Below are 21,073 nucleotides of genomic sequence, written 5' to 3' on the forward strand. Positions count from 1 at the left end.
AAAACAAAGGGAAATAGGGGTTTTTGTTGATAACTTGAAACGTTTGTTGATAAAGTCGGAAAAAAATGACAAATTTTCCCAGCCCAATCATAGCAAGGCTTTAGCGAAGATGGGCTTCTTTGTCCAGATTTAACCCATTTAAAACCTCGTTGACCTGCATTCTCCTTTTCCCTGGAAGTTGCAATTCCAACAGTGAAATATAGCCATCTTTTACCGCAACTTTAAGTGATTTTTTCTCCACCACCAGTCTTCCAACGTTGTAGTGATGTTCGGCCTGTTCCATTTCTGTTTTAAAAATCTTCATTTGGTCGGCCTTTCCATCATTTACCAATTGGGTCCAAGCACCAGGATAAGGACTCAGTCCTCGAATATGATTATAAATGTCTTCCATGGAAGCATTCCAATGGATTCGGCAAGTATTCTTATGGATTTTTGGAGCGGGCTTAAGTTCCAAACTTTCATCCTGAGGTAGTCGTGTAACGGTTCCAGCTTCAATCTGTTTGCAAGTTTCCACCACTAAATCGGCACCAAGCTCCATCAATCTATCGTGCAAAGTACCTGCACTGTCATCAGGCAATATTTTTTCTGTTTTTTGAAGTACAATACTTCCCGTGTCAATTTTTTCATCAATAAAAAAGGTAGTGACACCCGTTTCCGATTCCCCATTGATTATTGCCCAATTGATGGGTGCTGCTCCACGATATTGGGGCAGGAGGGAAGCATGAAGATTAAAAGTACCATATTCGGGCATTTGCCAAACCACTTTTGGCAACATTCGGAAAGCTACCACCACCTGCAAGTTGGCATCAAGACTTTTCAATTCTTCAAGAAAGGCTTCATCCTTTAGGTTGGCAGGTTGCAACACCTTTAAATTTTGTTGTATAGCATATTGTTTCACTGCGGATTCCTGAACCTTGCGACCGCGACCTGCAGGTCTATCGGGTGCAGTGATGACGCCGACCACTTCGAAACCGGCTTCCAAAATCTTTGTTAGGGTTCCCACGGCAAAATCCGGAGTGCCCATAAATACAACGCGTAGGGAATTATTTTTTGATGTACTCATTCTTAAAATTTAGGGAAACCAAATCGTTTTCAAGTAGTCTTTCCAGTGTTTGTAAAAGCTCTTTTTCATTGGCCCCCATTTCTTTTTCCAATTGTCGGGAAGTGCGTGGGCGGATTTCCAACAGTTCCAAGACCCTTTTCTCCAAATCATATGGGGAAGCCAGTTTCTCTTTCTTGGTGCAAATATCGCATGTACCGCACTTTTCTGCAGTCTTTTCACCAAAATAATTGAGTAAATAAATGCTGCGACACACCTTTTTATTGGAAATATAACCCAGCATCGTGGCCATATTGTTTTGTTTTACCTGATTAAAATCCTTAATTTTTTTGGCAAACAGGTTAATGGTATGATCATCTTCACGGGGAACCAAAAAGGTAATCTCCAAGTCACTGGTATTATTTTGATATTCCGCAATGTTATCGTCCGTGAGTTGCTCTAGAATTTGTTTTAATCGTTCTTCGCTAGTCCCTGTTTTTTTGGACAGCATATACAGGTTGATTTTGGTCTCATACTCGGTAATGCCTCCATATGTGCGTAAAATGGTTTGGATTATCGGTGCCGTTTTCCTGTTTTTGTCTAGATAGTTAAATATTTCTGATTTAGAGGCCACAAATTGAAGTGTGGTTTTTTCCTTAAAGTTTTCGGAAAGTGATAAAACAGAATTCTGATCCAGAATACGGATGGCATTAAAGGTCATGTTCGGATTAAACGCATACTGTTTACAAAATTCGTTGAATTTAAATGCCAACGGTTCCGAAATTAACTCCCCATACGATATTTGGAAATAATTATTGAGTTTGGAATATACATTTTTGACGAAGGCCACATCTGGTAAACTGGACAAGAATTGTTGTTTGGCCTTGTCCTCATCTTCTTTTGAGGTTATTATAATTGCCGTAGAAGGTTTTCCGTCCCGCCCTGCTCTTCCCGCTTCTTGAAAGTAGCTTTCCAAACTATCTGGTATTTGATAATGGACGACCAAACGAACATCGGGTTTGTCCACACCCATACCAAAAGCGTTGGTGGCTACCATAACCCTTACTTTACCACTTAACCAAAGGTTAAGTTTATCCTCTTTATCGGATTTAGAAATGCCTCCATGAAAAAATGCAGCAGAAATACCATTCTTGATTAAGAAGTTGGCCAACGATATGGACATTTTTCTGGAACGAACATACACAATAGCACTTCCAGGAACCTTGTCCATATATTTTTTAATCTGATATAATTTGTCCTCGGAATGCTTCACCCTAAAATTGATGTTGAAACGGGAGAATGAGTCCTTGAAAATATTTACTGGGTCCAATTCCAAGTTCTCTACAATATCATCTACCACACGAGGGGTTGCCGTCGCCGTCAAAGCAATTATCGGTGTGTCTGGAATCAACTCTTTTAAGATGGAACATTCAAGATATGCGGGTCTAAAATCGTTTCCCCATTGCGAAATACAATGTGCCTCGTCTATGGCAATAAGGTTCACGTTCATTTGCTGGATGCGCTCCTTTACAATGGTTTGCTGCAGACGTTCAGGAGATAGATATAAAAACTTGTAGTTGCCATACAGGCAATTGTCCAAAAGATTGTTTAATTCGTCTGGAGGAATGCCGCCCGTCAATGCAATAGCTTTTATATTTCTCTTTCTGAGTTGAGCTACTTGGTCTTGAATGAGAGCCACCAAAGGCGATACCACAATGCAGATGCCCTCCATGGCTATGCTTGGTACCTGGTAGCAGATAGATTTACCACCACCTGTTGGCATCAACGCCAAAACGTCCTTTCCGGATAGTACGTTATCAATAATTTCCTTTTGGGATCCCCTGAAATTATCATGGCCCCAAAATTGTTTTAAAATGCTTGTGGTGTCTTTATGCACTATAATTCATTAAGTGTTTCCAAAATAAAATCAATCCGATTTAGGACTGCATCTTTTGGCACTTCGATGGGGTTATAGCCAAATTGAGTGTATGTTTTCATCAAGGAATGATGGATGCTTTCAGCTTCCTCAAAGGTTTCCATTCTTTCATTATCGGAAACATAGATTTCTTTCCAAGGAGGAACAATAAAAACGGAATCGTATCTATGGTTCTCACAATGTGAAATAAAGTATTGATCATAGGTCTGACCGAAAAAGTCCATATAAGCAAGAACATCAGGTATACCTCGGTCAAAAAAACTTATGGGTACATTTGTTTTTAGAGACTGTTTATAATGTGCTGTTCTCCCTTGAAGCAAATCTTTGTTGAACTTCATGGCATCATCAACAAAAACCAAGGGATTGGAAATGTATTCTTCAGACTGCCCTTCTTGTTTTGCCTTGGAAGTCATATCCCGAATAATTTCATGAAAGCAATGGAAACCTTTGCTTTCCAATCCATTTACAATGGATGTTTTGCCCGTACCGGGTGCTCCTGTAATAACTACTTTGTTCTTGCCCAAAGACCTTAAATTATTAGTACAAAGTAATGAAATAGCCCCAAGGAAAAAAAATTGGTAGGTAAGCCATATATTTGTAAAAAAATGCGGCATGGATAAAAAGGATACAGAGGAGTTCTATTCAAAGCTTAGGGAAAAATTATTGGAGACCACAAATTGGCCCTCCAACTACCTCTATAAATTTATAGTACCCACAGACGAAGAGCGCATTGCACAGATTCATGGAATTTTTGATAACACAGGTGCTGTTATCGAATCTAAAAAATCCAAAAAGGGAACTTATACCAGCCTGTCGATCATGGTTCACTTAAAAGACCCTGATGAAGTGATCCTTAAATACAAGGAAGTTTCCGTAGTAGAAGGGGTAATTTCCCTGTAAGCCCATTGTTTGCGATAATTTTATTAATTTGCAGGCATTATCAGAGTTACTTTCCAATAATCAAGTTTCTAAATACATTAATTTGAACGAAGTATACAACTTAGAATACAATACAGAGCGTCCAAAACTTTTTATACCAGAGTATGGCCGTCATTTTCAAAAAATGGTCGACCATGCTGTTGCCATTGAGGACAGAGATGAGCGCAATAAAGTGGCAAAGTCCATTATTAGCGTTATGGGTAACCTACAGCCCCATTTAAGGGATGTGCCGGATTTTCAACATAAATTATGGGACCAATTGTTTATTATGGCCGATTTTAAATTGGACGTAGATTCACCGTTCCCCATTACATCTAAAGAAGTTTTGCAACAACGCCCTGAACCTTTGGATTATCCACAGAACCATCCGAAGTATCGTTTTTATGGGAACAATATCAAGCGAATGATAGATGTAGCTGTTAAATGGGAAGAGGGAGATATGAGGTCTGGTTTGGAATATGCCATCGCCAACCACATGAAAAAGTGTTACTTGGTATGGAACAAAGATACCGTTGAGGACTCTGTAATATTTAATCACTTGAAAGAACTTAGTGATGGACAAATAGATTTGGCCCAGAGTGATGAGAGTTTAACGGATAGTGGACAGTTTCTGAAAAACAAACCAAGTAGGTCCAATACCAACCGAGGTAAAAAAGGGCAAAGAAGTCGCAAGAAAAGATATTAAATTCCAAAGGAATAAATGGGTACATTTCGAATAGAGGGTGGACACCAATTACATGGAGAGATCACCCCCCAAGGAGCAAAGAATGAAGCACTACAAATTCTTTGTGCCGTATTGCTTTCAGAAGAAAAAATTACCATAAACAATATACCTGACATCGTCGATGTCAATAAATTAATTGCCCTCCTTGAAGATTTGGGAGTAAAAATCCAAAAGAAAGGGAAGGGTTCCTATACGTTCAAGGCAGACGATGTTAATCTGGATTATCTTCAATCTGCAAAGTTTAAAGAAGATGGTAGGGGACTTAGAGGTTCCATTATGTTGGTAGGACCTTTGTTGGCAAGATTTGGAAAAGGATACATTCCCAAACCTGGAGGTGATAAAATTGGTAGAAGAAGGTTAGATACTCATTTCGAAGGATTCATTAAACTTGGTGCGCAGTTCCGTTATAACAAAGAAGAATACTTCTACGGTGTAGAAGCCGATAAACTGACCGGAACCTACATGCTTTTGGATGAAGCATCGGTTACTGGTACAGCAAATATTTTGATGGCTGCGGTTTTGGCCGAAGGTACCACCACGATCTACAATGCCGCTTGTGAACCTTATTTGCAACAATTGTGTAAAATGTTGAATCGAATGGGAGCCAAAATCTCAGGAATCGGTTCAAACCTATTGAAGATTGAAGGTGTGGATTCTCTAGGAGGCACCGAGCATACCATGTTACCCGATATGATCGAGATTGGTAGCTGGATTGGATTGGCTGCCATGACTCAAAGTGAGCTTACCATTAAAAATGTAAGTTGGGATGATTTAGGTCAGATTCCGACCGTGTTTAGAAAGTTAGGAATTACGTTGGAAAGGAAGGGTGATGACATCTTTATTCCAAAACACGAAGAAGGATACGAAATCCAGAATTTTATTGACGGCTCTATATTGACCATAGCTGATGCACCTTGGCCGGGACTGACTCCTGATTTGTTGAGCATTATATTGGTAATGGCAACCCAAGCTAGGGGAGAAGTGCTGATTCATCAAAAAATGTTTGAAAGCCGTTTGTTCTTTGTGGACAAACTTATCGATATGGGGGCAAAGATTATACTTTGTGACCCGCACCGTGCAACTGTTATCGGACACGACTTTAAATCAACACTAAAGGCCACGACTATGGTATCTCCAGATATTAGAGCAGGGGTATCTCTATTAATTGCAGCGCTTTCTGCCAAGGGAACTTCCACCATTCATAATATTGAACAGATTGATCGTGGTTATGAAAACATTGATGAGCGCCTGCGTGCTATCGGGGCCAATATTGTGAGGGTTTAACCCCAATTTATTTTTCGACCAAAGTACCATCTGGATACAATGCAAAACGTCCTTTGTCATTATCATGAACATGGTCAGGATGAGGCCAAGGCCATCCACCAAATTGGGTTAAACGGTACTCTTCCATCACTTTTTGGATTTCCGCTTGGGTGTTCATCACAAAAGGGCCGTATTTGGCAACCGGTTCTCCAATAGGTTTACCTTGCAACAACATAAAGTGCCCTATTTCCGAATCGATTTTAATGTTGATATCTTGGGTCGGATCTAAAACGATGCCAAAATTGGGATTGATTTTTTTGTCACCGATATGGATTTCATCGCCATCGTAAAAATATAAAACACGGTTTACTTCTGAAGAGCTTGCTTTGGGCAGTACATATTCCGAACCTGCTTCCACATGAATATTCCATACAGCCACTTCGTTTTCGGAGTTAGCGGCCCAAGAATCGGGAGCAGGGTCAATCGGGGCCACATTTTTATAGCTGCCCGCCACTACTTTTATTTTTGCATTTTCTTCTTCTATTATTGGAATATCTTCGTTCCACATCATTTTAAAATGGGGATCTACATATTTACCCGCTTTGGGTAGGTTTAACCAGATTTGAAATAACTCCAAGGTATTTTCCTCATCATCTTTTAACAATGGAAACATTTCGGAGTGCTGCACACCTCTACCGGCAGTCATCCATTGCACATCGCCAAGACCAAATCTGCCCGCAGCTCCTAAAGAATCGGAATGATCGCAAAACCCTTTGTTTACAATGGTGATGGTTTCAAAGCCACAATGGGGATGCGATGGAAATCCAGGGATGGTCTGTCCGTGGTACATGCGCCATTTTTCGTTGGGGTTGAAATCACTTCCCAAATTTCTGCCTTTAAGTAAAGATTCATCGGGTCCCATTTCACCATTTCCCTTTGGAAAGTGATCTAAGTGGTAAACACTAAACAAAAATGGATCTAAAGTTTGCCAAGGTGTGCTTAAAGGAAAGGTTTGTAAAACGGGATTTTTCATTGTACAATTTATTTTGATATGTGTTGTATTAGATCAAAAAGCCTGCTCTTGGCAGGCTTTTCAATCAAACAATAATTAAAATTATTTACCAGGAATTGGTGGTGGACCATCAATCATGGCCTCATATTTAACATCACCTTTTCTGGTTTTATATTCTTTTTTTACTTTTTCGACCAATTTTGGATCATCAAAAAGGTCCAACATGGTCATGCCCATTGCTTTAGAAGCATAGATCATTCCTTTATGGCCAATACTCATTCCACCACATGCAACAACAGCCCATGAGTGCCACGGAGTGTCTTTTGGAGCAACGGTTACACCAAGGTTAATGTTCGGTACGTTCCAGCTAACATCGCCAACATCGGTAGAGCCACCTCCCGGAAGTTTCTCGGTTTCCTTTAGCGGATGTACTTTACCATCCATACCCACTTGAGGCTTTCCTGTAGCTTCCTGAATAGCTTTGCCATAGGCTTCCTCTTCTTCAGTATAGGTTATGGGACCCAAAAGTTCCAAATTGTTTTGCATGATTTTACCGCCCTCTCGGTTTACCAAAGTTTCGTAAATACCTGAAATCAATGAGTATTTATAATCTACATTGGCCATGATTGCAGCACCTTCTGCCATCGCCTTGACTCGTTCAAAAGTGGGAAGCATGACATCTCTCTTGGGGTCACGTACGCGAACCCATAAGCGAGCGTAATCGGGAACCACGTTAACCACTTGTCCTCCATCTTGAATGTGGTAATGAATACGCGATGTTGGTCTAATATGTTCCCTATAATAATTGATACCCGTAGTGTACAATTCCAAAGCATCCGAAGCACTTCGGCCGTTCCAAGGATCTGCCGACGCATGTGCTGCCTGGCCATAGAATTCTACCATAAAATCTACCAAGGCCAATCCGCTTTGCACATCGGCTTCAATTTCCGCGGATGGGTGCCAGCTTACATTTACATCAACATCGTCCCAAAGTCCAGCTTCTACCATCCAAACTTTTCCAAAGAACTTTTCTTCCGCAGGGGTTCCAAAGAATTTTACGGTTCCTTTAATATTTCCGGCTTCAATTTGCTCTTTAATGGCGATGGCGGCACCTAAACTGGCAGCACCGAACATGTTGTGGCCACAACCGTGACCTGGTTCACCCTCAATTCTAGGGTCTTTAGTGGGGACTGTATTTTGAGAAAGCCCTGGAAGTGCATCAAACTCGCCCAATACACTGATTACAGGTTTCCCTGAACCATATGTGGCAACGAAAGCTGTTGGAATATTGGCTACGCCTCGGGTAACGGTCATTCCATTTTCCTCGGCATAATCTGCAAGCAAGTCTGCTGAAATGGACTCTTCAAATGCAGTCTCTGCCAGTGCCCAAATGGAATCACTGATTTTAATAAGGTTTTCCTTGTGCTTTTCTACCGAAGCGACGACGGCTTTTTTGTCCTTGGTCATCTTCTGGGCCGATAAGTTCATCGATATCAATCCCAAAAGGAGTAAGGTTGAAAGTTTCTTCATTTTAAAGGTTTTGAGTTAGTTACATTCCGTTGATTTTGCCCAGCTTCTTTTGTAAAATACCAAACCCATCAACAGAAACTAAAATTAACGAAAATGCTTCAACTTACCGCTTCTTTGTACACTTTTAAGCATCGTTCGCGGGCCATTTTGTGGTCTACCATGGGTTCTGGATAACTTAATTCTTGCAAGTCGGGCACCCATGTATTGATGTATTCTTTGTTTTTATCAAACTTTTTGATCTGTGTAGTTGGGTTAAATATTCTAAAATAAGGGGCAGCATCCACACCGCTGCCTGCGGCCCATTGCCAGTTACCGACGTTGCTGGACATTTCGTAATCCAGAAGCTTTTCGGCAAAGTAGGCTTCCCCCCAACGCCAATCAATTAATAAATGCTTGCAAAGAAAACTAGCTACCAGCATGCGAACCCGATTGTGCATATAGCCTGTTTCGTTCAGTTCGCGCATTCCGGCATCCACCAATGGATAGCCCGTTTGCCCAGTTTTCCATTTTTCGAATTCTTCTTCATTGTTACGCCACTCAATTCTATCATATTTAGAGCGGAAAGCTTTGTTTACGGTATGAGGAAAATGCCAAAGAATCTGCATAAAGAATTCCCGCCATATCAATTCGTTCCAAAAGGTTTCATTCTTCTCATCAATGGCTTTCTTTACCATTTTCCGGATGGAAACCGTACCAAACCGTAAATGTGGACCCAATCGGGATGTGCCTTTTTCTTTGGCAGGGTAGTCCCGTGTATCCTCATATTTTTGAATGAGGTTGGGTGTCACAGTGAAATCGGGAACTTTGATGGAAGATTTTTCGAACCCCATATCCTCCAAAGAAATCTGTGGCAAAGATTTAGACTGATATAGGTTTTTACTTAAATCATTTAGCGTATCATACGTTACCAAATGGATGGAAGGATTAAAGTTTTCTTTCCACTTTCGCATGTATGGCGTGTAAACCACATAGGGGTCACCATCATCCTTAACCACTTCTTCTTTTTCAAAAATCACCTGATCTTTGAAGGTGTTGAACTGGATATCGTTTTCCTCTAAAAATTCCTTTATTTGACCATCACGTTTTTTAGCATAGGGTTCATAATCGTGGTTAATGTAGACAGCTTCAATGTTGTAATCCTCCATCAATTTTTTGAAGACTGCTTTTGGTGAATCATGAAACTGAGCAAGACTACTATCGTAATTCGTACTTAGTTGATTGCTTATTTTTTGAGTCTGTTCATGAATAAAACTGACCCTTGCATCATTTTTGGACAGGTTATCCAGGATTTCTGGATCAAATATGAAAATGGGAAGCACAGGGACATCTTTCTGAAGTGCCTGATAAAACCCGACATTGTCATCCAATCTTAAATCACGTCTGAACCAAAAAAGTATGACATCGTCTTTCATGAATTCACATTTAAACTAGACATTCCACCATCGACCCCGATAACCTGACCGGTAATCCATGAATTAACAGAATCCAACAAAAAGATGGCCATATTGGCAATATCTTTGGCATTACCCACCCTCTTCATTGGGTGTCTTTCGGACATCATCTCTTTTTTCTTGTCGTTGCTCAACAACCGCTCGGACAATGGGGTGTCCACCAAACTAGGGGCAATAACATTTACCCTCACCTTTGGTGCATATTCCGCTGCTAGTGCTCGGGCAAATCCTTCGATAGCCCCTTTTGCTGCCGAAACGCTGGTATGGAAAGGCATTCCTGTTCCAACGGCAACTGTGCTAAAAAACACCATACTGGAACCATCGTTCATTCTGTTGATGATAGATTTAACCGTTTTCGCCAAAGCGATAAAGTTGATTTCCATATCGTTTTGAATGGTATCAACGCCCATAGTTTTAAAAGGTTTCAGGTTGATGCTTCCTGGACAGTACACAAAGCCATCCAGTTTTTCTGGGATAGCTTTCTCTGATATGTCATCGGTTAAAACATCAAAAGGAATATGGGTTACATCCAAATTTGAAAGTTCTTCGTTACTTCGGCTGGCGACATATACATTGTTCTCCATGGATAGCTTTTCGGCCATTTCCAATCCAATGCCATAGGAGCCTCCAATCAATAAAATATTCTTTTCCATTTTATATCTTTCTTATGCTTAAATAGTTTTCTTTTCCATCCACCGTACCAAACAATTCTGCTAGTTTGTTCTCGCGAAACTGAAAAATCTTTTGCAATTGTTTTTTCACTAAAATGGGATGGGTCAGTTGACCTAAAAACCCAAACGGTAATTTATAGTCGATAACATCCTCCATTTCCACACCTTCGGCAACTTCTTTTATAAAATGTTTGTGGTGCCAAAGGGAGTAGGGGCCAAAACGCTGCTCATCCACAAAATATTCACCTTCTTTAACATGGGATATTTCGGTGACCCATTTGGTGGAAACAAAAGGAAATGGTTTTACGATATACTGGATTATCTGGCCTTGAAACATGGGTCTATCCGCTCCTGTCAAAATGTGGAAACCCATGTGTTTTGGCGTTATAACAGCAAGATTTTTTGGGTCTGACAGGAAATCCCAGGCTTCCTTTTTACTTATAGGAAATACTTGCTTTGACTTTAATTGATAGAGTTGCATCCAATTGATTTTAAACAAAGATAATAGTAAAATGTTTAATAAAAATAATAAACAGTTAAACAAAAATTAAATCATGGGTATTTATTTCCTATTTTTGTTTTAAGGTTTAATTAACAAATAGAGCATCGCTTTGTCTTAATTTTGCTTTGCTAAACAATTAATACATACAACAACTATGAAAAAATTTGCACTCTTACTATTTATGGTATCATTGTGTTTTTCTTTGGAAGCACAGATACAGACGCCAGCGCCTAGTCCATTTTCCACTTTGGAACAAAAAGTTGGATTGACAGATGTTACGGTTAAATACTCACGCCCGGCCATGCGAGGGAGAACAATATTTGGAGATTTGGTCCCTTATGGTGCTATTTGGAGAACTGGTGCCAATCAAAATACGGTAATCACTTTTAGTGATGATGTAACGGTTAAAGGAAAAGAGCTTAAAGCTGGTAGCTATGCCATTTACACAAGACCAAATGAGGCTGTTTGGGAAGTTTTCTTTTACACTACTACTGATAATTGGGGAAACCCGCAAGAATGGGATGCATCTAAAGTTGCAGCAACGGTAAAAGTTGAAACCATGGATATTCCGATGCCAATTGAGTCATTCACAATAACTATTGATGACCTCCATAACAACGGGGCAGCCTTAGGTATTATGTGGGAGAACACTTATGTAGGAGTTGATTTTGTGGTTCCTACGGTTGATAAAGCAATGAAGAGCATTCAAGAAACCATGGCCAACAAAGAAGATCTCAAAGCCAATGACTATTTTGCCGCAGGTTCTTATTATTTCTCTGAGGGAGTGAATATGGAGCAGGCCAAGGAATGGGTGGACAAAGCCGTTGAAATGGATGGGGGCAAAGCGTATTGGATGATGCGTACACAATCCTTGATCTATGCGAAAATGGGTGACAAAAAAGCTGCCATCGAAGCTGCTAAAAAATCTATGGCCGCTGCCCAAGCCGCAGGTAATCAAGATTATGTAAAAATGAACAAAGATTCCCTAAAAGAATGGGCTAAAATGTAATAACATTTATCTTAAATAATAGAAAGACCCACTGTACGGTGGGTTTTTTTATTTCTCGATTTCAACAGCTGAGTTACCTAAGAAATTATCAAACATTTGGGTAATGGTGGCCAAAACGATAACCAAAACACACCCAAAGGCATTTAACCATAAGTAAGACATCCAATCAAAATACCAGCCAATAATCACAATGACTTGGGTGACAATGGCCGCTACAAAAACAGCATTCCCCTTTACAAATTTGAAGAAAAAGGCCAATAGAAATATACCGAGTACATTTCCATAGAAAATGGAACCAATAATATTGACCAATTGAATCAAATTATCAAAAAGATTGGCCACATTCGCAATAATAATGGCAATAATCCCCCATAGTAGGGTAAAGGCCTTGGTGGCCTTTAAATAATGTTCTTGAGTATGTTCTTTTTTGACATTTCGTTTATATAGGTCCAAAGCGGTAATGGTACCTAAAGCATTGAGCTCCGATGCTGTAGACGACATAGCTGCGGAAAGAATAACCGCCAATAAAAGACCAATCAGCCCCATGGGCAAATTATTTAAAATAAAATGAATAAATACATAATCCTTGTCGTTGGTTTCCACCGTATTATCTGCTTGGGAAATTAAATTTTTGGCGATTTCCCGGTTCTCACTTTCCTTTTCGTTGATTTTAATAATATCCTGCTTCGCCTGCTCTATGGCATTGTACTCCTTCAACTCAAGGGCAGCTGAGAAAGAATGTTGGGCTATTCTTTTTTCTTTCTCCAATTCCTTGTGGTCCGTTTCAAGCGCTTGGTAGTCATTTGCATATTCTGATTGCATAACGGCTTCGGTTGCTGCAGGATTAAAGTTAAGAGGGGATGAGTTATACTGATAAAAAACAAATACCATAGTCCCCACCAAAAGAATGAAGAACTGCATCGGTATTTTAAAAACCCCATTAAAAATCAATGCCCATTGGCTTTCGCGCACAGACCTTCCGGATAAATAACGTTGCACTTGACTTTGGTCAGTTCCAAAATAGGCCAAGGCCAAAAAGAAACCTCCTGTGATACCGCTCCAAAAGGTGTATCTGTTATTAGTATCAAAGGAAAAATCGAGAATATTAAGCTTATTATTGGCCCCAGCTATTTTTAGTGCTTTACCAAAAGAAAGGTCGGTAGGTAGGGCGCCCATGATAAAGAAAAATGCAAAGAACATCCCCAACATAATGATGAACATCTGCTGTTTTTGGGTCATGCTAACCGCTTTGGTACCGCCCGATACGGTGTAAATGATTACAAGAATCCCAATAATTACGTTTAAAGTCCTTAAGTCCCATCCCAATACGGCAGAAAGGATTATAGAAGGGGCAAAAATTGTGATACCAGCCGCAAGACCACGTTGCACTAAGAATAAAAGGGCAGTTAGTGTCCGTGTTTTCAAATCAAAACGGCCTTCAAGCATTTCGTAAGCCGTGAAAACCTTTAATTTTTTGTAGATGGGAATAAATACAAGGCAAATCACAATCATCGCCAAGGGAAGTCCAAAATAGAATTGAACAAACCCCATTCCATCGTGAAAAGCTTGTCCCGGTGTGGATAAAAAGGTAATGGCACTTGCTTGAGTGGCCATTACGGATAGACCTATGGTCCACCATTTTACATTGTCCCCACCTCGAACATAGTCGTCCACATTATTGTTGCCACGAGTTTTCCAAACACCGTATGCAACGATGAAGAGTAGGGTACTACCAAGAATAATCCAATCAAGTAATGCCATTCAGGATTCTAATTGTTTAATATCATGATGAGGTAAAAAACTAAAATATATATGGCATTTAAAAGGATTACTATGCTGTATTCCTTTTTCCATTCGAATTTGGTATCCATATTATCCTTTGACATTGCTATCTTTTTTTACTTCATCTTTTCCTACGGAAAGCATATTGGCAAAGAGCTTGTATGCTCCCGAAACACCAACGGGCAATTCCCTGAAAAAGCTTAAACCTGTGTAAATATAATGACCTTCTCCATAAGGTGCCACAATAAGACTACCTTGTTTCTCTGTTTCTCCTTCATCTTTCATAGATAGAATGGGAGTAAACTCTCCACTCCATTTGCTTGGAAAGTAAAGTCCCCGTTCCTGTACCCATCCATCAAAATCTTTTTTTGTGATGGGGTTCGGGAAATTGACGAGGGAATTGTTGGGTGCCAATATTTCTATCTCTGCGTTTTCATCCGTTACTCGATCCCTTGAAAGTGTCACATTGTAAGGAGCAATATTTTTAAATTGACTGGCCCATCTTCCAGCAGTATTATATTGCACAATCATGGTGCCGCCTTTTTCTACATAGTCGAACAACACAGGTTGTTTAAACTTTAGGGCGTCCACCACATTGTATGCTCTAATTCCTATCACCACGGCATCGTATTTATCCAAATCACCATTTTGAATATCATTTGGATCTACAATATGAACTTGGTAACCGATTTGTTCTAAGCTTTCTGGCACCATATCACCAGCTCCCATGATATAAGCAATGTGCTCCCCAGACTTTTTAATATTCATCCGAACCACTTTAGCTTCTGATGGAAGTAGAACAGATTGTTTTGGAATATGGTCGTAATTTATCTCCACAAGTTCTTTGCCATATACTTTGTTGCCCGAAGTGATTTTGGGTTCAATTTTTCCTTCACTTTCTCTATTGGGAGGAGTAACATTAAATGTTACTGAGATTTCTTCATTTTTCTGGGCAATGGAAAAAGGAATGCTAGATGGCGAAACTACCCAACCTGATGGATGATTCAACTCAACAGAACCAGAGACATCATTTTTCCCAGCTCTTATTTTCACCTGTACTTCTTTGGTATCGGCATTAGCAAAAATCAAAACCTTTTCATCGATTTTGGAGGTTACTTCGGGTAAAATGGCAAAAGGCTCGTACAATTCTCCTTTATCCGGTTTGGAATAACGATGTACTACAGATTTTTCAAAAGGAATTTCAACACCATCAATAACCAATGTAAAAACAGCTTTAAATGCACTTGGTGTTTCAGGCTTTCCAATCAAACTTTGGTTGTTCACAGTATACGTCCCCAAAGTTCCAGGCTTGTTTAACCAATAGGGACTGGTATAAGAAATGTCTTGGGGAACTGTAAAACTTAGCTCGAAATTTTCTCTTTGGTTATCACCTAAAACTTTATTGGGCGTTAGTTTTACATCTACACCAACAATATCAATCTCCTTTAAAGTGACACTAGGAGCCGTCCTATTAATGGTTTCAATATTGATGGTAGCTTTGCTGCCAGGTGTGGCTGAAGAACTAGCTGAACTGGCTTCTAAATACAATCCTGCCGAAGCTAAAATTATTTTCTTCAATTCTTCCGACTTCAGTGTTCTCCAATGCTCATCTTCAACCTTTTGCAACAGTTGATATGCCTTTACAAGCTCGGGGATATGTTTTGACGGGTTCTGGAAATCGAAATTCTCTTCAACCTTATATAAAATATCACCAACGGCTTTACCTCCCTGAACTCGGGACCAAGTCGTATTGATGCCCTCAAAAACATCATTTTCTTTGGGCATGTCGCCTTTGAGCAATTCAATATACTCGTTCGAGGAACCTCTATCGGTTAATCTGCCAAATCCTTGGCACAAATGCTGACTACGTGCCAGAGCGGCAATTTCGTTGTTGGACAGTCCCAGTTCTGGATAATAGGTGCCTACATCTAGCCGAACCATACCAGATTTGTCAACTTTTTCAAATGCTTCTTGACTACCGTATTGCCACCACGAAGTATTATAGAAAATTCGTTTAGGTTGCCAAGGTGTTGTCCATTCCAATTGTTCCGGATAAACTTCGGGGTTATTGGTGAGGTCAAAGGCCTCCACACTCAAAATAGCGGAGGAAGTATGGTGACCATGTGTGGTCCCAGGGGTTCTGTGATTAAAACGGTTGATGATCACATCTGGTTTAATATTTCGTATCGCCCAAACCACATCGGCCAGAACTTTCTCTTTGTCCCAAATTTTTAAAGTTTCGTTTGGATGCTTGGAAAATCCAAAGTCGATTGCACGGGTAAAGCGTTGTTCACCGCCATCCATATGCCTTGCGGCCAAAAGTTCTTGTGTACGCAATACCCCTAAAAGCTCTGCTAGTTCAGAACCAATCAAATTTTGTCCACCGTCGCCTCTTGTCATCGATAAATAAACCGTCCTTGCTTTTTCGTGGTTGGAGAGATAGGATATCAGGCTTGTATTTTCATCATCGGGATGTGCTGCAACGTAGAGTGCCGTTCCCAAAAAATTCAATTTTTGGATTTCATGAAACAGTTCGGCAGAGGTAAGCTTATCTGGTTTTTGGGCAAACGAGTTTGTGAAAAAAAGTGATGTAATGGAGAAAAACACCCAAAAATACTTCATAGTTGGTCGTTTAGTGGTTAATTCAAATATAGGTAGTTTGCATTCAGTCTTCGGCTTATTTAGAAGAGTTTTAACATAGCAATTTATTGTTGTTATAAACCTAAACTATCTCTTAAAATTTCATTTTTGTTGTCATTTTGACCCCAATATGCTGTTTTTAAGGTTTTAATTTTTGATGCAGATGTCATCATTGATTTTGCATTTGGACCAAATCCACTTTTAAATTCTTCTGTCCAACTTTCAATGGAGTACGGGAAGTCTGAAGTAAAGTTAATGGTCAACGTACGTTCCAGTTCTGGATAATATAAGGAGTAATTGATTATCCCATCTTTTGATGAAATACTTCCTTTAGCTTGATAGGCTTTCAATTCTTGATGTCTTAAACGGAGAAATTCCAATGAGGGAATTAAAGAAATATCACCCAAAGGAAGATTATCTGGATTAACACGGATTTTGTTCCAGATTTCATTTTCCAATATTGTTTTTTCCATAGAAAAGGCTTGGTCGGCCTCACCTTCAAAATAAGAGTGTGACGTAAACTCAAATTTTTCACGATTGTTGAGTTGTGAATATACATGCCCACACCATTCCTGTACAGATAAGCTAGTCTTGATGGCATGTTGATTATCATAAACTGGATAAAAAGTGCTACTCATTATGGAGTAGGGATATATCCCCGTCAAAAACTTTTTGGTGGCATTGAGTTTTAAAACTGATATGTTTTCAGGGTTGCTCCCGTTCGCCTTTACTTGCTCCTTCAGCAAAAAGGGTTCCGTAACGTAAATTAACACAGCATTGCCATCGCGAAGTTCCCCATACCGGGCCTGTTCCAACTTGTATGAGGTTATTTCCGCATCACCGGCATACCAGTATTTCTTAAAATCTTCAGATAACGGTTTTTTGGGTGATTGTGTTACTGTTTCTGAATGTGTGTTCTCTGTGTTTGTCTTTCTAGTCTTTTCTTGTTTACACCCTGTTATAAACAATATCAGGGATAACAGTAAGAATCTGAGGAAAGTGGAAAATGAAGGTTTCATAAGCGCATTTTTTCGAAGTTATAGGTATAGTCGGATTGTATCAATATACTTAACTTTTTGTAATGAAAGGAAAAATGTAGTTTTGCAAAATATTTCGGAAGTTAAACTTTTTTGGTATGCAACAGATTGAGTTAATGGCGCCTGCGGGTAATTTCGAATCCTTACAAGCAGCATTGGAAAATGGTGCGGACTCGGTATATTTTGGTGTGGAACAGTTGAACATGAGGGCAAGGGCCACTATGAACTTTACCTTGGACGACCTTCCCGAGATTGCCAAGCGATGCAACGCAAAAGGGGTGAGGACATATCTTACTCTTAACACTATTATTTACGACCACGATCTTTCCATTGTCAAAACCTTGTTGAAGAAAGCCAAAGAAGTTGGTTTGACGGCCATTATTGCCATGGACCAAGCTGTAATTGCTTCTGCAAGGGAATTGGGATTAGAGGTGCATATTTCAACCCAAATCAATGTAACCAATATTGAAACGGTAAAATTTTATGCCATGTTTGCCGATACCATGGTGTTGAGTCGGGAGTTGAGTTTGCGTCAGGTAAAAAAGATTACCGAACAGATAGAAAAGGAACAGATCAAAGGGCCATCTGGTCGTTTAGTGGAGATTGAGGTGTTTGGCCATGGAGCTTTGTGCATGGCCGTTTCGGGCAAATGTTATATGAGCTTACATTCCTACAACTCATCTGCAAACAGAGGGGCTTGCAAACAAAACTGCCGAAAAAAGTACACGGTAATTGACCAAGAAACTGGTTTTGAAATGGAACTGGATAATGAGTACATTATGTCCCCAAAAGATTTGTGTACCATCGATTTTTTGGACCAAGTAGCTGATGCAGGAATCAAAGTTCTAAAGATTGAGGGTAGGGGGCGCGCTCCCGAATATGTTGCCAAGGTGATTAAATGTTACCGTCAGGCCTTGGATAGTTTATATGAGGGCAATTATGACAAGGAAAAAGTGATTTCTTGGATGCAAGAACTGGAGAAAGTGTATAATCGAGGATTTTGGAGTGGGTACTATTTAGGTCAAAAATTAGGGGAATGGAGTAAAATCCCTGGTTCTTCCGCTACGCAAAAGAAAGTTTATATTGGAAAGGGCGCTCATTTTTTCCCAAAGAGTAATATCGGCGAGTTTACCATTGAAGCTTATGACATTTCAATAGGAGATACCATTTTGGTGACAGGCCCGACCACAGGAGCCAAAGAAATGAAGGTGACCGAAATGTTAGTGAACGATGCGAAACTTTCAACCGCAAAAAAGGGAGATTCTGTTACCATTCCTTTGAATTTTAGAATTCGGCTTTCGGACAAATTGTACAAAATCGTTGAAAATAAGGTCGAGGCTTAATGGTTGTTGTTACACTTCAGCGTGAAAAATGTATTGGATGTAACTATTGTGTGGAGATGGCGCCAGATCAGTTTGCCATGTCCAAAAAAGATGGTAAGTCCGTTCTGCTACATTCCCAGAACAAAAAGGGATTTCATACCATTAAATCACACGACGAAGGGATTTATGATAGTTGCGAACAAGCTTCCAAAGCCTGTCCCGTCAAAATTATTTCGGTAAAAAGAACTTGACTACAACTCCATCAGTGTTTTATAGACCAAATGGGTTGGGAGCCCAACTACATTGGTGTACGAACCTTGAATTTCAGAAATTCCAATCATCCCGATCCATTCCTGAATCCCATAGGCACCTGCCTTATCAAAGGGTCGGCAAGTATCGATGTAATAGTTGATTTCGTCATCCGTGAAATCTTTTAGTTTCACTTTGGTGATGCTGCTCACTGTTTTTTGATTCTCTTTCGTAGTAAAACAAACGGAGGTAATCACCTCGTGCCAATCGCCAGATAAGGTCCTAAGCATTTTAAAGGCTTCCCCTTTGTCGGCAGCTTTGGCCAAGGAAGTTTTGTTGTGCCAAACCACAGTGTCCGAAGTGATCACAATATGGTTGGATTCCAATTCTTCTTTGAAGGGTGTCGCTTTTAACTGTGCCAAATATTCTGATATTTCCAGACCTTGCAGTTCTTCGGGATAGATTTCTTCCACTGATTTTGGACGAATTTCAAAGTCAAGGCCCAACTCTTCCAAGAACATTTTTCGTCTTGGCGAACCTGAACCAAGAATAATATTTTTATCCGAAAGCTTTTCTTTGAGTGGGTTTTTAGTCATTCTTAGCGCTAAAATTATCGTTCCAGTCCCCGCGAACCTTTAAAACCTGTTCAATAATATCACGAACACAACCATCGCCGCCATTTTTATGGGAAACATAGTCCGAAATAGCTTTTACCTCAGGCACCGCATTTTGTGGAGAAGTGGCCAGTGCAACCATTTTCATCGGGGGTATATCGGGTACATCATCACCCATATAAACAACAGTTTCAGGGTCAATACCATGAATATCCAAGTACTCTTCCAAAGGTTCTTCCTTGTGGTGGGCACCCATATAAAAATCAGTTACCCCGAGACCTTTTAAGCGCTCTTTCACCCCTTCATTGGTGCCCCCTGTGATAATACATACGTTATACCCTTTTTTTATGGCAGTTTTGAGGGCGTAACCGTCTTTAACACTCATTTTTCGTAGAAGTTCACCGTCGGTAGTAATCAATACCGTTCCGTCTGTAAAAACACCATCAACATCAAAAACAAAGGTTGTAATACTGCTTAAAAGCTCTTTATAATTCTTCTTCATGGGCTTGTTTTATGGCTTGACTCAATAATTTATAGAGTGTAATATGTTCTTCGTTGTTCAAAAGTTCCTGATGGCTTTCCATGCTTTTTATATCATTTCGGCATGCTGGACCCGTTTGTGCTTCCTTTGGTGACATGGTCCGAACCTTCTCGGCAGTTTCCAAAATCAAAGGCTTCAACAAATCAAAAGAGAGTCCCTCTTCCAAACAAAGTTCTTCGCCAACACCATAAAGGTAATTGGTGAAGTTGTTCACAAAAACGGCTGCAAGATGCAATTTTTTTCGCTGTTCCGAGTCAATATGATGCACGTTTTGCGAAATGGAACCAGCCAACTTTCGCAAGGTTTCCAATGATTCTTTTTCTTCTGCTTCAATACAAATGGGGATGGAACTAAAATCCACCGTTTTACCTTTGGTAAAGGTTTGCAGCGGATAAAAAACACCGCTGTTTTCGGGCTTTATTGCATTTAAATCCGTAGCTCCCGAGGTATGGACTACAACACCTTTTTTGTTCGCTAAATAATTGGACACTTCTGCAATGGCATCATCTTTTACTACAATCAGATACACATCAGCATCTAAAATTGCATTAAAATCGTTAGAGGTGTGTACTTTTTCAGAAAACTGCTGTAATTCTTCCCGATTTCGTCCCACAATTTGCACCACATCAACATTATCAGCTTTTGAAAAAGCCGAGTAGAGGTGTTTGGCCAGGTTTCCAGTTCCTAAAATCACAATATTGACCATACCCAAAACTACAAATTTAGGGTTGATGCAGGGTAGTAAGAATTAACAAATCTGTTAGATTTTTATGCCAGAAGAAAACACGTAAGTTCTAAAAAGGCCGTATTTT

The 21,073-nt window shown here is 39.9% G+C and carries 20 protein-coding genes; 6 read left to right on the plus strand and 14 right to left on the minus strand.

The window, feature by feature from the left end; all coding sequences use genetic code 11:
• Positions 1-100 precede the first annotated feature (100 nt).
• The 3 genes from fmt to D2V08_RS15980 are packed head-to-tail and all read right to left on the minus strand — an operon-like array spanning position 101 to position 3,499.
• Positions 101-1,063 carry a methionyl-tRNA formyltransferase gene (fmt, locus tag D2V08_RS15970; protein WP_119609351.1) on the minus strand — a complete coding sequence of 321 codons (963 nt, stop codon included), beginning with the start codon at positions 1,061-1,063 and terminating at the stop codon, positions 101-103.
• On the minus strand, positions 1,044-2,936 hold the full coding sequence (locus tag D2V08_RS15975) for a RecQ family ATP-dependent DNA helicase (protein ID WP_119609353.1): 1,893 nt from the start codon (positions 2,934-2,936) through the stop codon (positions 1,044-1,046). The genes fmt and D2V08_RS15975 overlap by 20 nt, the downstream gene beginning before the upstream one ends.
• Positions 2,936-3,499 carry an AAA family ATPase gene (locus D2V08_RS15980; RefSeq protein ID WP_119609686.1) on the minus strand — a complete coding sequence of 188 codons (564 nt, stop codon included), beginning with the start codon at positions 3,497-3,499 and terminating at the stop codon, positions 2,936-2,938. Before D2V08_RS15980 ends, D2V08_RS15975 begins: the two co-directional genes overlap by 1 nt.
• An 88-nt stretch (positions 3,500-3,587) precedes the next feature.
• Here D2V08_RS15980 and D2V08_RS15985 point away from each other — a divergent pair, with 88 nt between their 5' ends.
• The 3 genes from D2V08_RS15985 (at position 3,588) to murA (ending at position 5,922) form a co-directional block, all read left to right on the plus strand.
• On the plus strand, positions 3,588-3,875 hold the full coding sequence (locus D2V08_RS15985) for a DUF493 family protein (RefSeq protein WP_119609355.1): 288 nt from the start codon (positions 3,588-3,590) through the stop codon (positions 3,873-3,875).
• Between the two features lie 82 nt (positions 3,876-3,957).
• On the plus strand, positions 3,958-4,599 hold the full coding sequence (locus D2V08_RS15990) for a DUF4290 domain-containing protein (protein WP_119609687.1): 642 nt from the start codon (positions 3,958-3,960) through the stop codon (positions 4,597-4,599).
• Positions 4,600-4,614: 15 nt separating this feature from the next.
• Positions 4,615-5,922, plus strand: a complete 1,308-nt coding sequence (gene murA, locus D2V08_RS15995) for a UDP-N-acetylglucosamine 1-carboxyvinyltransferase (protein ID WP_119609357.1) — start codon at positions 4,615-4,617, stop codon at positions 5,920-5,922.
• Between the two features lie 7 nt (positions 5,923-5,929).
• Here the strand turns inward: murA and D2V08_RS16000 are convergent, their stop codons facing one another.
• The 5 genes from D2V08_RS16000 to D2V08_RS16020 all read right to left on the minus strand — a co-directional run bounded on the left by D2V08_RS16000 (position 5,930) and on the right by D2V08_RS16020 (position 11,046).
• A complete protein-coding gene (locus D2V08_RS16000; RefSeq protein ID WP_119609359.1) occupies positions 5,930-6,934 on the minus strand; it encodes a pirin family protein in 1,005 nt (334 codons plus the stop codon).
• Between the two features lie 81 nt (positions 6,935-7,015).
• Positions 7,016-8,443: an amidohydrolase gene (locus D2V08_RS16005; protein WP_119609361.1), complete on the minus strand. Its 1,428-nt coding sequence runs from the start codon at positions 8,441-8,443 to the stop codon at positions 7,016-7,018.
• 98 nt (positions 8,444-8,541) lie between these two features.
• On the minus strand, positions 8,542-9,855 hold the full coding sequence (locus tag D2V08_RS16010) for a cryptochrome/photolyase family protein (RefSeq protein WP_119609363.1): 1,314 nt from the start codon (positions 9,853-9,855) through the stop codon (positions 8,542-8,544).
• Positions 9,852-10,547 carry an SDR family NAD(P)-dependent oxidoreductase gene (locus D2V08_RS16015; protein ID WP_119609365.1) on the minus strand — a complete coding sequence of 232 codons (696 nt, stop codon included), beginning with the start codon at positions 10,545-10,547 and terminating at the stop codon, positions 9,852-9,854. Before D2V08_RS16015 ends, D2V08_RS16010 begins: the two co-directional genes overlap by 4 nt.
• A gap of 1 nt (position 10,548) precedes the next feature.
• The gene (locus tag D2V08_RS16020; protein WP_119609367.1) at positions 10,549-11,046 is read right to left on the minus strand and encodes an SRPBCC family protein; all 498 of its coding nucleotides are present in this window, start codon (positions 11,044-11,046) and stop codon (positions 10,549-10,551) included.
• A gap of 175 nt (positions 11,047-11,221) precedes the next feature.
• Between D2V08_RS16020 and D2V08_RS16025 the strand changes: the two genes are divergently transcribed.
• Positions 11,222-12,076 (plus strand): DUF2911 domain-containing protein, encoded by an 855-nt coding sequence (locus tag D2V08_RS16025; protein WP_119609369.1) that lies wholly within the window; start codon positions 11,222-11,224, stop codon positions 12,074-12,076.
• Positions 12,077-12,124: 48 nt separating this feature from the next.
• Here D2V08_RS16025 and D2V08_RS16030 read toward each other — a convergent pair whose 3' ends face one another.
• The 3 genes from D2V08_RS16030 to D2V08_RS16040 form a co-directional block, all read right to left on the minus strand.
• Entirely contained in the window at positions 12,125-13,837 is a 1,713-nt protein-coding gene (locus D2V08_RS16030; RefSeq protein WP_119609371.1) for a sodium:solute symporter family protein, read from the minus strand.
• Positions 13,838-13,948: 111 nt separating this feature from the next.
• Complete coding sequence (locus D2V08_RS16035; protein ID WP_119609373.1) at positions 13,949-16,480, minus strand: PIG-L family deacetylase; 2,532 nt, start codon at positions 16,478-16,480, stop codon at positions 13,949-13,951.
• Positions 16,481-16,572: 92 nt separating this feature from the next.
• A complete protein-coding gene (locus tag D2V08_RS16040) occupies positions 16,573-17,517 on the minus strand; it encodes a septum formation inhibitor Maf (RefSeq protein WP_119609375.1) in 945 nt (314 codons plus the stop codon).
• A 116-nt stretch (positions 17,518-17,633) separates the two neighbouring features.
• Here D2V08_RS16040 and D2V08_RS16045 point away from each other — a divergent pair, with 116 nt between their 5' ends.
• Positions 17,634-18,878 (plus strand): peptidase U32 family protein, encoded by a 1,245-nt coding sequence (locus D2V08_RS16045; protein ID WP_119609377.1) that lies wholly within the window; start codon positions 17,634-17,636, stop codon positions 18,876-18,878.
• Positions 18,878-19,108 (plus strand): ferredoxin, encoded by a 231-nt coding sequence (locus tag D2V08_RS16050; RefSeq protein WP_119609379.1) that lies wholly within the window; start codon positions 18,878-18,880, stop codon positions 19,106-19,108. Before D2V08_RS16045 ends, D2V08_RS16050 begins: the two co-directional genes overlap by 1 nt.
• Here the strand turns inward: D2V08_RS16050 and D2V08_RS16055 are convergent, their stop codons facing one another.
• The 3 genes from D2V08_RS16055 to D2V08_RS16065 are packed head-to-tail and all read right to left on the minus strand — an operon-like array spanning position 19,109 to position 20,967.
• Positions 19,109-19,702 (minus strand): Maf family nucleotide pyrophosphatase, encoded by a 594-nt coding sequence (locus D2V08_RS16055; protein ID WP_119609380.1) that lies wholly within the window; start codon positions 19,700-19,702, stop codon positions 19,109-19,111.
• Positions 19,695-20,222: a KdsC family phosphatase gene (locus tag D2V08_RS16060; RefSeq protein ID WP_119609382.1), complete on the minus strand. Its 528-nt coding sequence runs from the start codon at positions 20,220-20,222 to the stop codon at positions 19,695-19,697. The genes D2V08_RS16055 and D2V08_RS16060 overlap by 8 nt, the downstream gene beginning before the upstream one ends.
• Positions 20,206-20,967: a Rossmann-like and DUF2520 domain-containing protein gene (locus D2V08_RS16065; RefSeq protein ID WP_119609384.1), complete on the minus strand. Its 762-nt coding sequence runs from the start codon at positions 20,965-20,967 to the stop codon at positions 20,206-20,208. The genes D2V08_RS16060 and D2V08_RS16065 overlap by 17 nt, the downstream gene beginning before the upstream one ends.
• Positions 20,968-21,073 lie beyond the last annotated feature (106 nt).

Source organism: Flagellimonas lutimaris (assembly GCF_003581615.1).
In the GTDB taxonomy this organism is placed as follows: Bacteria; Bacteroidota; Bacteroidia; order Flavobacteriales; family Flavobacteriaceae; genus Flagellimonas; species Flagellimonas lutimaris.